Here is a 13,532-nt window from a genome sequence, read left to right on the forward strand (position 1 = left end):
AGCGTCATCGGTGGACCCGTGTGCGTGCTTCCGTGTCGTTCCGGGAGATCCGGCACACTCGAAGAGGCAGCGCGTTGCCGAAGGAATCGAAGGAAAGGCCACCCACCCCATGAGCAGCACCGAAACGCCGCGCGGACCCGTCGACTCCTCCCGCGTCCCGCGGTACGCGGGGCCGGCGACGTTCGCCCGGCTGCCCCGGCTCGACGAGGTCGGCCGGGCCGACGTCGCCGTGGTCGGCGTGCCCTTCGACAGCGGGGTCTCCTACCGGCCCGGCGCCCGGTTCGGCGGCAACGCGATCCGGGAGGCCTCGCGGCTGCTCCGCCCGTACAACCCGGCACAGGACGCCTCGCCGTTCGCCCTCGCGCAGGTCGCCGACGCCGGTGACATCGCGGCCAACCCGTTCAACATCAACGAGGCCGTCGAGACGATCGAGGCCGCGGCCGACGATCTGCTCGGCACCGGCGCCCGCCTGATGACGCTCGGCGGCGACCACACCATCGCGCTGCCGCTGCTGCGTTCCGTCGCCAAGAAGCACGGCCCCGTCGCGCTGCTCCACTTCGACGCGCACCTCGACACCTGGGACACCTACTTCGGCGCCGAGTACACCCACGGCACCCCGTTCCGCCGGGCCGTCGAGGAGGGCATCCTCGACACCTCCGCGCTCTCCCACGTCGGCACCCGAGGCCCGCTGTACGGCAAGCAGGACCTCACCGACGACGCCAAGATGGGCTTCGGGATCGTGACCTCCGCCGACGTCATGCGGCGCGGCGTCGACGAGATCACCGACCAGCTCCGGCAGCGCATCGGCGGCCGGCCGCTCTACATCTCCATCGACATCGACGTCCTGGACCCGGCGCACGCCCCCGGCACCGGCACCCCGGAGGCCGGCGGCCTCACCTCCCGCGAACTGCTCGAAATCGTGCGCGGGCTCTCCTCCTGCCACCTGGTCTCCGCCGACCTGGTCGAGGTGGCCCCCGCGTACGACCACGCCGAGATCACGTCCGTCGCCGCCTCGCACACCGCGTACGAGCTGACGACGATCATGGCCCGCCAGATCGCGGAGGCCGGGCAGAACGAGGCCGGGCAGAAGTGAGCCACGACCACCACGACGAGCGCCCCGAGCTCACCCCCGGGCAGATCGCCGCCGCGCTGAACCCCCCGCCCGGACGCAACGGCGGCGACCTCGTCGTCGAGACCCTCCAGGGCCTCGGCGCGACCACCGTCTTCGGGCTGCCCGGACAGCACGCGCTGGGCATGTTCGACGCGCTGCGCCGCTCGTCCCTCGGCTACATCGGCCTGCGCGTCGAGAACAACGCGGGCTTCGCCGCCGACGCCTACGGGCGAATCACCGGCGAGGTCGCCCCGCTCCTCCTGTCCACCGGACCGGGCGCGCTCACCTCGCTCGCCGCGCTCCAGGAGGCGGCCAGCGCGTCCGCCCCCGTGCTGGCCATCTCCAGCCAGATCCCGACGGCGGGACTCGGCGGCGGACGCCACGGCTACCTGCACGAACTGCGCGACCAGCAGGCGTCGTTCCGCGACATCGTGAAGTCCGTCCACACGGTGCGTGCCGCCTCGCAGATCCCGTCCGCGATCGCCGCCGCCTGGGAGTCCGCGCTGACGGCCCCGCACGGCCCGGTCTGGGTCGAGATCCCGCAGGACGTACTCATCGCCGCAACGACGCTGCCGGTCGTCACCGCGATGGACGCCACCCCGCGCGAACTGCACGCCCGCCCCGAACTCATCGCGGTGGCCGCCCACTTGCTGTCGAACGCGGAGCGTCCGGCGATCATCGCGGGCGGCGGAGTCGTACGCTCCGACGCCTCCGGCAAGCTGCGCGCCCTCGCAGAGAAGGTCAGCGCCCCGGTCGTCACCACCTACGGCGGCAAGGGTGCCTTCCCGTGGGAGCACCCGCTCTCGCTCCAGTCCTGGCTGGAGGACCGGCACACCACGGACTTCCTGGAGGACGCCGACGTCGTCCTGGTCGTCGGCTCCGGACTCGGTGAACTCTCCTCGAACTACTACACGTTCGCCCCGCGCGGCCGGGTCGTGCAGATCGAGGCGGATGCCGGGAAACTGGAGTCCAACCACCCCGCGCTCGGCATCCACGCCGACGCCCGGGACGCCCTGGCAGACCTCCTCGAAGCGGTCACCCCCCGTGCGGACCCGGCCGCCGCCGAGCGCGTCGCAGCCGTGCTCGGCCTCGTACGGGACAGGATCGCCGCCCAGGGGCTCACCCTGGAACAGCACCTCGTCGCCGAGATCCGGGCGGCCCTGCCCGACACGTCCCCCAGCTTCTGGGACATGACGATCCTCGCCTACTGGGCCTGGTCCGCCTTCGACGCCCGCCACCCCAACACCATGCACTCGGCCCAGGGCGCCGGCGGCCTCGGCTACGGATTCCCGGCGGCCATCGGCGCGGCGGCCGCCGACAGGACCAAGCCGGTCCTGGCGGTCTCCGGCGACGGCGGCGCGATGTACTCCATCGCGGAACTCGCCACCGCCCGCCAGTACGACCTCCCGGTCACCTGGCTGATCGTGGACGACGGCGGCTACGGCATCCTGCGCGAGTACCTGACCGGCGCCTTCGGCGAGACCACCGGGACGGAGCTGTCCCGCCCGGACTTCGTCGCACTCGCCGAGTCCTTCGGCGTCCCGGCGGTCCGTACGAGCCCCGAGACGCTCGCGGAGGACCTGGCCAAGTCCTTCGCGCAACCGGGCCCCTCGGTCGTCGTACTCCCGGCGCTACTAAGGACGTTCGAGCCGACGCACCTCTGACTTCGATGGCGGTCGTGTCGCACCCGGAGCCGTAACGGGCTCCGGGTGCGTTGCGTTGATCCCGTCGCATACAACTTTCCGGCCGTCCGCGAGTCATCTCTGACGGGGGTGCCGGGGGGCGCGCCCGCAGGACTCACTCAGGGCCCGCAGGACTCACCCGGGCCCGCAGGACTCACTCAGGGCTCGCAGGACTCACTCGGAGCCCGCAGGAATCACTCAGGGGACGGGGACGCGCCATGACTACATCCCAGATATCCCGCCGTGCCCGCGGCACGCTCTGTGCCGCGCTCGCCACCGGGGTGCTCGCACCCGTGGCGCTCGGCGCGGCGCCCGCCGCCGCCGCGACGCCGACGGCGAGCTGCACCTCGGGCAGGGCCGGACTCGCCGCCAAGCTGTCCAAGGACATCACCGCGGCGCTCAAGGGGCGCAAGTCCACCACCGCGGTGGCGCTCCAGGACCGCACGACCAGGACGACGTGCACGCTGCGGTCCACGTCGAAGTACGACTCCGCGAGCGTCGTGAAGGCGACCGTGCTGGCCACGCTGCTCTGGGACAGCGCCAAGCACAACCGCCACCTCACCCAGCGCGAGACCGACCTCAGCACCGCCATGATCACCAAGTCCGACAACAACGCCACCACCAAGCTGTGGAAGCAGCTCGGCGCCACCAAGGTCGCGGCGTTCCTCAAGGCGGCCGGCATGACGCACACCACACCCGGCTCCGGCGGCTACTGGGGGCTCACGCAGATCACCGCGCAGGACGAGCAGCGGCTGCTGACCCTGCTCACCGCCAAGAACACCGTGCTCAGCGACAACGCACGCGCCTACGAGCTCGGGCTGATGCGCAGGGTCATCCCCTCCCAGCGCTGGGGAACCCCCGCCGGAGCCCCGGCCACGGCCACCGTCCAGCTCAAGAACGGCTGGCTCCAGCGGGCCACCCACGGCTGGCGGGTGCACAGCATCGGCGCCTTCACGGGCAACGGCCACGACTACGTGCTCACGGTGCTCACCCAGGACAACAAGACGATGAGTGACGGCGTCAACACCATCCAGGCGGTCGCGCGGGCCGTGCACAAGGACCTGAACCCGCGCATCCTCAGGTCGAGGCCCGCGAACCAGTAGCCGCGACCGGTCCGGGCCCGTGGTCGCTCTATTGAGGAGCGGCCTACGCCGATGGTCCCGTAATTTGTTGCGGAGGGATGAAATCCGCAACCGGCCGCGTTGGTGCCTTGCGGCAGAGCAGGGTCGAACGGGAGGCATCGGGTGTCGGACGCAGGGGAGACAGGCGACGGGCGACAGCCTCGTGGCTGGGCGCGCAGGCTGATCGGTTACGCCTGGCGCTACCGGCGCAATGTGCTGCTGGCGCTCGGCTCCTCGCTCGCCGGAATGGCCGTGATGGCCCTCGTCCCGCTGATCACCAAGGTGATCATCGACGATGTGGTCGGCAACCACACCCGCTCCCTCGCCGTCTGGACCGGACTGCTCATAGGGGCCGCCGCGCTGGTGTACGTCTCCACGTACATCCGCCGCTACTACGGCGGCCGGCTGGCCCTGGACGTCCAGCACGATCTGCGGACCGAGATCTACGGGACGATCACCCGCCTCGACGGTAAGCGTCAGGACGAGCTGTCCACCGGACAGGTCGTCGGGCGTGCCACCAGCGACCTCCAGCTGATCCAGGGGCTGCTGTTCATGCTCCCGATGACCATCGGGAACGTCCTGCTCTTCCTGCTCTCCCTGGTGATCATGGCGTGGCTCTCGCCGCTGCTCACCCTCGTCGCCGTAGCCGTCGCCCCCGCCCTCTGGTACATCGCCCGCCGCTCCCGCACCCGGCTCTTCCCCGCCACCTGGTACGCCCAGTCGCAGGCCGCGGCCGTCGCCGGAGTCGTCGACGGGGCCGTCACCGGCGTCCGCGTCGTCAAGGGGTTCGGGCAGGAGGACCAGGAGACCGGCAAGCTGCGCGAGGTCGGGCGCAAGCTCTTCGCCGGCCGGCTGCGCACCGTCCGGCTGAACTCCCGCTACACCCCCGCCCTACAGGCCGTTCCCGCGCTCGGCCAGGTCGCCATGCTGGCCCTCGGCGGCTGGCTCGCCACCCGCGGCGAGATCACCCTCGGTACGTTCGTCGCGTTCTCCACCTACCTCGCCCAGCTCGTCGGCCCGGTCCGGATGCTCGCCATGGTCCTCACCGTGGGACAGCAGGCCCGCGCCGGAGTGGAACGCGTACTGGAACTGATCGACACCGAGCCGACGATGCGGGACGGCACCAAGCAGCTCCCCACCGACGCCCCGGCCAGCGTCGAGTTCGAGGACGTACGGTTCGGCTACGACGAGGACCGCCCCGTCCTCGACGGCTTCTCGCTGACCATCGAGCCCGGCGAGACCGTCGCCGTCGTCGGCGCGTCCGGCAGCGGCAAGTCCACCGTCTCGATGCTGCTCCCGCGCTTCTACGACGTGTCGCACGGCGCCGTCCTGGTCGGCGGCCACGACGTCCGCGAGCTGACCTTCGACTCGCTGCGGGCCGCCATCGGGCTCGTACCGGAGGACAGCTTCCTGTTCTCCGACTCCATCCGCGCCAACATCGCCTACGGGCTCCCGGACGCCACCGACGAACAGATCGAGCGGGCCGCCCGCGCCGCCCAGGCCCACCGGTTCATCGCCGAACTGCCCAACGGGTACGAGACCGAGGTCGGCGAGCACGGGCTCACGCTCTCCGGCGGCCAGCGCCAGCGCGTCGCCCTCGCCCGCGCCATCCTCACCGACCCCCGGCTGCTCCTCCTCGACGACGCCACCTCCGCCGTCGACGCCCGTGTCGAGCACGAGATCCACGAGGCGCTGCGCCAGGTGATGGCGGGCCGGACGACGCTGCTGATCGCCCACCGCCGCTCCACCCTCAACCTCGCCGACCGGATCGCCGTCCTGGAGAACGGCCGGCTCGCCGACATCGGCACGCACGAGGAGCTGGAGCCGCGCTGCGCGCTCTACCGGCGCCTGCTCACCGACCCGGACGAGCTCGGCGGCACCTCGCCCGGCCACCAGCCGGCCGGCCCCGCCGCCGGCTCCGTGGACGACCGTGCGCTCCAGGAGGAGCTGGACGCCGAGTTCGACGCCGAGCGCGGCATCACCCCCGAGCTGTGGGTCCGGGAGGAGGGGGCCCGGGAGACCGACGCGGCCGGCACGCCCGCCACCGCCGAGCTCCTCGCCCAGGTCGACGCCCTGCCCCCGGCGACCGACACCCCGGACATCGACGAGGCCCGCGCCGTGCGCGCCGAGGAGTCCTACGGACTGCGCCGGCTGCTGCGCGGCTTCGGGCTTCCGCTGCTGGTGAGCCTCGCCCTGGTGGCCGTGGACGCCGGATCGGGACTGCTCCTCCCGGTGCTGATCAGGAACGGCATCGACAAGGGCGTCACCCAGCTGGCGCTGGGCGCGGTCTGGACGGCCTCCGCCCTCGGCCTGCTCGTCGTCCTCGTGCAGTGGGTGGCCCAGACCGGTGAGACCCGGATGACGGGCCGCACCGGCGAGCGGGTGCTCTACTCGCTGCGGCTGAAGATCTTCGCGCAGCTCCAGCGCCTCGGTCTCGACTACTACGAGCGCGAGCTGACCGGCCGGATCATGACCCGGATGACGACGGACGTGGACGCGCTGTCCACGTTCCTGCAGACCGGTCTGGTCACGGCCTTCGTCTCCGTCGTCACCTTCTTCGGGATCATGGTCGCGCTGCTGGTCCTGGACGTCGAACTGGCGCTGGTGGTCTTCGCGACCCTGCCGGTGCTGGTCATCGGCACGTTCTTCTTCCGCCGCAAGAGCGTCGAGGCGTACGAGCTGGCCCGTGAGCGCATCAGCGCCGTCAACGCCGACCTCCAGGAGTCCGTCTCCGGGCTGCGGATCGTGCAGGCCTTCCGCCGCGAGCGGGACGGCGCCGACCGCTTCGCCGGGCGCAGCGGCTACTACCGCGAGGCCCGGGTCCGCGGCCAGTGGCTGATCTCGGTGTACTTCCCGTTCGTCCAGCTGCTGTCGTCGGTGGCAGCGGCCGCCGTGCTGATCGTCGGGGCCGGCCGGATCGACAACCACACGCTCACCACGGGTGCGCTCGTCGCCTACCTGCTCTACATCGACCTGTTCTTCGCGCCCGTGCAGCAGCTCTCCCAGGTCTTCGACGGCTACCAGCAGGCCACCGTCTCGCTCGGCCGGATCCAGGAGCTCCTCCAGGAGCCGACGTCCACCGCCGACGGGGACGAACCGCTGGACGTGCTGTCGCTGCGCGGCGAGATCGCGTTCGAGGACGTGTCCTTCGCGTACGGCGGCGAGGAGGCCGCGCTCACCGATGTCGACCTGCGTATCCCGGCCGGGCAGACGGTCGCGTTCGTCGGGGAGACCGGTGCGGGCAAGTCGACCCTCGTCAAGCTCGTCGCCCGGTTCTACGACCCGACGGCCGGCCGGGTCACGGCGGACGGCACCGATCTGCGCAGCCTCGGTCTCACCTCGTACCGGCACCGGCTCGGAGTCGTGCCGCAGGAGGCGTACCTCTTCGCCGGTACGGTGCGCGACGCCATCGCGTACGGGCGGCCGGAGGCCACCGACGCGGAGGTGGAGGCGGCGTCCAGGGCCGTCGGCGCGCACGACATGATCGCCACGCTGGAGGGCGGCTATCTGCACGAGGTCGCCGAGCGGGGCCGTAATCTCTCCGCCGGACAGCGGCAGTTGATCGCGCTCGCCCGAGCCGAACTCGTCGACCCGGACATCCTGCTGCTCGACGAGGCCACCGCGTCCCTGGACCTCGCCAGCGAGGCGCTGGTCAACCAGGCGACCGACCGCCTCGCGGGTCGGCGCACCACCCTGGTCGTCGCCCACCGGCTGACCACGGCCGCCCGCGCCGACCGGGTCGTGGTGATGGACCACGGCCGGGTCGTCGAGGACGGCACGCACGACGAACTCCTCGCCCTGGACGGGAAGTACGCCATGCTGTGGCGCACGTTCATCGGGGAGGACGAGCCGGCCGGTGTCTGAGACGGCGGCGGGCGCGCCCCCGTCCCGGGGTCAGTCGCGGATACCGGAGATCTTCCCGGTGCCCAGCTCCGACTGCACGGTCAGGTTCGTGTACGTCGGGTGGGCGGCCGAGCCCCAGGTGAGCCGGACGTGCGTCCAGGCGTGACCGGCGCCGCTGTCGCCCGCGGTGACGCTGAAGGCGGCCGGGACGTCCTGGGCGCGCAGTACGCCGTCGGCGTGGTTGGCCGTCTCCCAGGCGCGCAGCTCCTGGCGGAAATCGGACGTGAGGTAGAAGCCGCGGAGCGCGGTGGCGAGGTTGCCGCCGTCCTCGGCGGCGACCGCGTCCAGGTACGCGCCGTAGAAGTGGGCGACCTCCTGGGCCTCCGCGTCGGAGACGTCGTCGCGTGCCGCCGAGGCGGACGCCCGCTGGGGTGCGACGGCGGCTGCGGCCGGGACGGCGGCGACCGCGGTCAGGAGCGTGGCCGCGAGCAGTGTGCGGCCGATGACGCGGCGGCCGCGGGGGTGCCGGTTGGTGCGGAGTCGGGTCATGGCGGTGCCTCCCTTTCGTGTGGCTATGTCCTGTTGGAGCCATCGTGTGGTGATTTGGTTGCCCGGAATGTGGAGCACGCCGCGCGCAACCTCCGGATGGCCTCCCGCGTCGTACGCAGATACGCACATGTGTTGAATGGACACGCATGTGTTCGATGAGGCGATGGGGTGGCTGGTGAACAGAGCGACGATCGGACGGGCCGGGGCGCCGGACGGGCGCGCGGGGCGCGGGGGCTCCGCGCGGCTGCTGGTACTGGCCCTGACCACCGCCATCGGACTGCTCATCGGCGGGATCGGGGCGACCGGCGCCACCGCCGCGTCGGTCTGCGCCGGACGCCCGGCGAAGACGCTGAGGTTCGGCACCGGCGAACTGCGCGTCTACAAGACCCGCTCCTACGCCTGCGCCCTCGCGGTCGCCGCCAAGCCCGGTGCGCGCCGCCGGATGTCCGTCCAGATCCAGCCGCGCGGCGGGCGCCCCGTCGTCGACAGCGGCAGCTTCACCCGGCAGGCCGGACCGGTGACGGTCCACGCGCTGAACCGCTGCGTCCGGGTCTCCGGCACCATCTCGGGCCGGACGGGATCCACCGGCTGGATCCTGTGCTGACGGGGTGAGCCCTGTGCTGACCGGGTGATTCGAGCTGACCGGGCGGCAATGAGGTCTGGCGGCACCGGTGTTGCCCCGCTAGGTTCACGTCGTCTGTCGTGAATCAAGGGGAGGGTGTATGCGCAAGGCGCTCAGAGGTTTCCTGTCGCTCGCGATGCTCATCGGCACAGTGAGTGCGACGGGTGCCTCCGCCGGGGCGGCCACCGCCGCTGAACCGGCCGCGCTCCGTTCCGCCGTCAGTGACAGCGGTACGGGCACGGACATCAAGGACCGCATCCTGGCCATCCCGGGAATGAGCCTCATCGAGGAGAAGCCCTATCCGGGCTACCGCTACTTCGTCCTGAACTACACCCAGCCGGTCGACCACCGGCACCCGTCCAAGGGAACGTTCCAGCAGCGGATCACCCTGCTGCACAAGGACACGTCCCGTCCGACGGTGTTCTTCACCAGCGGATACAACGTCTCCACCAATCCCAGCCGCTCCGAGCCGACCCGGATCGTGGACGGCAACCAGGTCTCGCTGGAGTACCGGTTCTTCACCCCGTCCCGCCCGTCGCCCGCCGACTGGTCCAAGCTCGACATCCAGCAGGCCGCCAGTGACCAGCACCGGGTCTTCACCGCGCTGAAGAGGATCTACTCGAAGAACTGGCTGACCACCGGCGGTTCCAAGGGCGGCATGACGGCCACGTACTACGAGCGCTACTACCCGAAGGACATGGACGGCGTCGTCGCGTATGTCGCGCCCAACGACGTGGTCGACAAGGAGGACTCGACGTACGACCGGTTCCTGGCCAACGTCGGCACCAAGGAGTGCCGCGACAAGCTGAACGGCGTGCAGCGCGAGGCGCTGATCCGCCGGGAGCCGCTGGAGAAGAAGTACCGGCAGTACGCCGCCGACAACGGCTACACCTTCACCACCGTCGGCTCGCTCGACAGGGCGTACGAGGCCGTGGTCATGGACTACGTCTGGGCGTTCTGGCAGTACGGCCTGCTCACCGACTGCGACTCGGTCCCGGCCGCCAGGACCGCCACCGACCAGGCGATCTGGGACTCGGTCGACTCGATCTCGGGCTTCTCCGCCTACGCCGACCAGGGCCTGGAGACGTACACGCCGTACTACTACCAGGCGGGCACCCAGCTCGGTTCGCCCAATATCAAGCAGCCCTGGCTCGGCAAGCTCAGCAGGTACGGCTACCAGCCGCCGCGCACCTTCGTGCCGCGCTCCATCCCGATGAAGTTCCAGACCGGGGTGATGCGGGACATCGACAACTGGGTGAAGCACCACGCCGACCACATGCTGTACGTGTACGGGGAGAACGACCCGTACGGCGCGGAGCGCTTCCGGCTCGGCGCCGGCGCCCGTGACAGTCACGTCTTCACGGTGCCCGGCGGCAACCACGGGGCGACCGTCGCCGGTCTGGTCCCGGCCGAGAACGCCACGGCCACCGCGGCCATTCTGCGCTGGGCGGGCGTCGCCCCGGCCGCCGTCCAGGCGGACCCGGCGAAGGCGAAGCCGCTCGCGAAGTTCGACGCGGTGCTCGACCAGCGGGACCTGACGACCGAGCACCGGCTCGGCCACCGGCGCCCGTAGCGGGACGCGCGCCGGCGGCCGCCCTCTCGGGCGGCCGCCGGCGCGGGAACCTCCGTCAGTACGACAGCCCGTAGCCCACCGGGTACAGCACCTGCGCCGGGTCGTCCGCGCGCTGGACCGGTACCGGCAGGGTGCCCTCGGGTTCGGCGCGGCCCGCGATCACCCGGGCCGCCGCCCGCAGTTCGACATCCGTCCAGGAGTACGCGGCCAGGCTCGCCGCGTGCCCCGTCCCGGCCAGCTGGGCGATGTCGTACGGGTTGCGGATCGCGACCGTGATCACCGGGACGCCGGTCGCGGCCAGCGCGCTCACCAGGGTCCGCTGCGAACCGGTCGCCGTGACGTTGTACGTCCCCACGACCACCGCGTCCTTGCCCCGCGCGGCCGCCACCGCCGCGTCGATGTCCGCCTGGGCGGGCGCGGTACCGGTGGACAGGGCGGTGGCCGCGTACCCCAGCGCCTTGAACTCCGCGGCCAGGGTGGCCGTCGGCGGTCCCGTCGTGCCGGACGGGGACGCCGGATCGGCCCCCACCACCAGCAGGTTGCGGTGGGAGCGGCGCGACAGCGGCAGCAGCGCGCCCTCGTTGGCCAGCAGCGTGGTCGTGTGCTCCGCGATCCGGTCGGCGGCGGCCAGGTGCGACCGGGTGCCGACGGTACGGTCCACGCCCCGGTGACTGACGAACGGGTCCTCGAACAGCCCCAGCTTCGTCTTCAGCCGCAGGATGCGCAGGATCGATTCCTCGATCCGGGCCTCACTGATCTCACCGCTCTTGACGGCATCCAGCAGGGCGTTCCAGGAGACGTCCAGGCTGGGCGGGTTGAGCAGCTGGTCGACGCCCGCCCGCACGGCGAGCACCGGGACCCGCTTGTCCCCGTACTTCGTCCGTACGCCCTCCATGCCGAGCGAGTCGGTGACCACGACGCCGTCGTAACCCAGCTCCTCGCGCAGGATTCCGGTGAGGATGGGCCGGGACAGGGTCGCCGGGTCCTCGGAGGGGTCGAGCGCGGGCACCACGATGTGCGCCGTCATGATCGAGTCGATGCCGGCGGCGATCGCGGCCCGGAACGGCGGCTCGTCCAGCTCGGCCCACTGCTCGCGGGTGTGGCTGATCACCGGCAGACCGGTGTGGCTGTCGGTGCTGGTGTCGCCGTGGCCGGGGAAGTGCTTGGCCGTGGAGGCGATCCCGGCGCTCTGGTACCCCTTCACCTGGGCGGCGACCATCCCGGCCACCGACTGCGGGTCGGAGCCGAAGGAGCGCACCCCGATCACCGGGTTGGCCGGGTTGACGTTGACGTCCGCGTCCGGGGCGTAGTTCTGGCAGATTCCGATCGCGGCCAGCTCGGCGCCCGCGATCTGCCCCGCCTTGCGGGCGTCGGAGCGCGAACGGCCCGCGCCCAGCGCCATCGCGCCCGGCATCAGCGTGGCGGGCTCACCGACCCGGCAGACGATGCCGTGCTCCTGGTCCGTCGAGACGAGGAGCGGCAGCGGAGTGGGGCCCGCGAGACCGGCTCGCTGGATGCCGTTGGAGAGATCGGCGATCTGGTGCGGGTCACGGGTGTTGTGCGCCCAGGTGAAGTAGATGATGCCGCCGACGTGGTACTTGGCGATCATCTCCGCGGCGGTGCGCACACCGATCTCGGCGAGGTTGGCGTCGATGTCGGCCTGGTCGGGGTCGGTGGCGGAGTGCCCGTAGACCCGCATGACGAACAGCTGGCCGATCTTCTCCTCCAGGCTCATCCGGGAGATGAGCCGCTTCAGCCGCCGGGTGGTGGCTGCGGAGTGGTGACCGCCGCCCGCGGACTTCTGGGCGGCGACGGCGCCGGGGGCGACTGCCGCACCCGTCGCCGCCACGACTGCGGTGGCTGCGGTGGCGGTGAGGAGGGTGCGTCTGGAGGGGCGGTGGTGCACGTGAGCTCCTTCGGCCGTACTCGGTGACGAGGGGGTGGTGAAAGAAACTTCCAAGGATCACGGATATCCAGAAAATAACTTCCGGTCAAGGGCCCCGACCGTTTGAGCGCGTCCCGCACGGGTGGGGGAGGGGGACGAATCCCTCACCTCACCCCACCTCACCCCCTCACGTCATCCCGCCCGTTCCGGTCCCGGCCGGTGCAGCCCCGCGCCCGCCCCGTGCGCCTGGAGCGCCGCGACCGCCGTCCTGATCGCGGGACGGCGCGCCGCCTCCGTACGCCACAGCGCGTACAGCCGGCGTACGGGTACGGGCTCGATCCGCACCTCCACCACCCCGTCCGGCAGCGGCCCGCGCCCCAGCCGGGGGATCATCGCGACGCCGAGACCGGCGGCGAGCAGGGCCAGCTGGGTGTGGTTCTCCTCGGCCCGGTGGCGGATGTCCGGCTCGTAGCCGGCCGTGCGCAGCGTCCGTACGAGCCAGTCGTGGCAGACCGTCCCCGGCGGCTGGCAGATCCACCGCTCCTTCGCCAGCTCCTCGCGCCGCACCCCGTCCCGGCCCGCCAGCCGGTGGTCCGCGGGCACCAGCAGATCGCAGCGGTCCTCCCCGATCACCGCCTGCGCCACGCCGTCCGGGGCGGGCAGCGGGGCGATGTCCCAGTCGTGCGCGACGGCCAGGTCGATGACGCCCTTGGCCACCAGGTCGACCGAGAGGTGCGGATCGACCTCGGTCATCCGGACGTCCAGGGCCGGATGCTCCCGGTCCAGCTCCGCCAGCACTCCGGGCAGCAGCCCGCGCGCCGCCGAGGCGAACGCGCCGATCGACAGCCGCCCCGTCGGCAGCCCCCTGCGCTCCTCCAGGCTCGTCTCGGCGCGCTCCACGATGGCCAGCAACTCCTGTGCGGTGGCGGCCAGCCGGACAGCCTCCTCGGTGAGCGCGACACCGCGACCGCGACGCTCCAGCAGCGTCGTACGGGTCTCCCGCTCCAGCTTCGTGATCTGCTGCGAGACCGCCGACGGGGTGTAGCCGAGCGCGGCGGCGGCGCCCGCGACGGAGCCGTGGACGGAGATGGCGTGCAGCGCGCGCAGCCGGGAGAGATCGAGCACCGGAGCCTCCTGGATCCCATC

9 protein-coding genes are annotated in these 13,532 nt (G+C 71.8%); 6 read left to right on the forward strand and 3 right to left on the reverse strand.

What is annotated here, in order from left to right; all coding sequences use genetic code 11:
* Window positions 1-109 precede the first annotated feature (109 nt).
* The 4 genes from speB (at window position 110) to ACZ6S6_RS12745 (ending at window position 7,778) form a co-directional block, all read left to right on the forward strand.
* A complete protein-coding gene (gene speB, locus ACZ6S6_RS12730; protein ID WP_469705445.1) occupies window positions 110-1,093 on the forward strand; it encodes an agmatinase in 984 nt (327 codons plus the stop codon).
* The gene (locus tag ACZ6S6_RS12735) at window positions 1,090-2,775 is read left to right on the forward strand and encodes a thiamine pyrophosphate-binding protein (RefSeq protein ID WP_362959908.1); all 1,686 of its coding nucleotides are present in this window, start codon (window positions 1,090-1,092) and stop codon (window positions 2,773-2,775) included. Before speB ends, ACZ6S6_RS12735 begins: the two co-directional genes overlap by 4 nt.
* Window positions 2,776-3,011: 236 nt before the next feature.
* Window positions 3,012-3,896, forward strand: a complete 885-nt coding sequence (locus ACZ6S6_RS12740; protein ID WP_469705446.1) for a serine hydrolase — start codon at window positions 3,012-3,014, stop codon at window positions 3,894-3,896.
* A gap of 141 nt (window positions 3,897-4,037) precedes the next feature.
* Window positions 4,038-7,778, forward strand: coding sequence for an ABC transporter ATP-binding protein (locus ACZ6S6_RS12745; protein ID WP_469705447.1), 3,741 nt, complete (start codon window positions 4,038-4,040; stop codon window positions 7,776-7,778).
* Window positions 7,779-7,808: 30 nt separating this feature from the next.
* On the opposite strand, the gene ACZ6S6_RS12750 is transcribed toward ACZ6S6_RS12745, so the two are convergent.
* Window positions 7,809-8,306 carry a hypothetical protein gene (locus tag ACZ6S6_RS12750; protein WP_469705448.1) on the reverse strand — a complete coding sequence of 166 codons (498 nt, stop codon included), beginning with the start codon at window positions 8,304-8,306 and terminating at the stop codon, window positions 7,809-7,811.
* 163 nt (window positions 8,307-8,469) lie between these two features.
* Here ACZ6S6_RS12750 and ACZ6S6_RS12755 point away from each other — a divergent pair, with 163 nt between their 5' ends.
* Together ACZ6S6_RS12755 and ACZ6S6_RS12760 are read left to right on the forward strand one after the other, a co-directional pair.
* Window positions 8,470-8,910, forward strand: coding sequence for a hypothetical protein (locus tag ACZ6S6_RS12755; RefSeq protein WP_469705625.1), 441 nt, complete (start codon window positions 8,470-8,472; stop codon window positions 8,908-8,910).
* Between the two features lie 118 nt (window positions 8,911-9,028).
* Complete coding sequence (locus ACZ6S6_RS12760) at window positions 9,029-10,501, forward strand: S28 family serine protease (RefSeq protein ID WP_362959919.1); 1,473 nt, start codon at window positions 9,029-9,031, stop codon at window positions 10,499-10,501.
* A gap of 55 nt (window positions 10,502-10,556) precedes the next feature.
* On the opposite strand, the gene ACZ6S6_RS12765 is transcribed toward ACZ6S6_RS12760, so the two are convergent.
* Together ACZ6S6_RS12765 and ACZ6S6_RS12770 are read right to left on the reverse strand one after the other, a co-directional pair.
* Complete coding sequence (locus tag ACZ6S6_RS12765) at window positions 10,557-12,407, reverse strand: glycoside hydrolase family 3 protein (protein ID WP_469705449.1); 1,851 nt, start codon at window positions 12,405-12,407, stop codon at window positions 10,557-10,559.
* Window positions 12,408-12,578: 171 nt separating this feature from the next.
* Complete coding sequence (locus tag ACZ6S6_RS12770; RefSeq protein ID WP_469705450.1) at window positions 12,579-13,511, reverse strand: LysR family transcriptional regulator; 933 nt, start codon at window positions 13,509-13,511, stop codon at window positions 12,579-12,581.
* Window positions 13,512-13,532 lie beyond the last annotated feature (21 nt).

This window comes from Streptomyces sp. NPDC048671 (assembly GCF_055587045.1).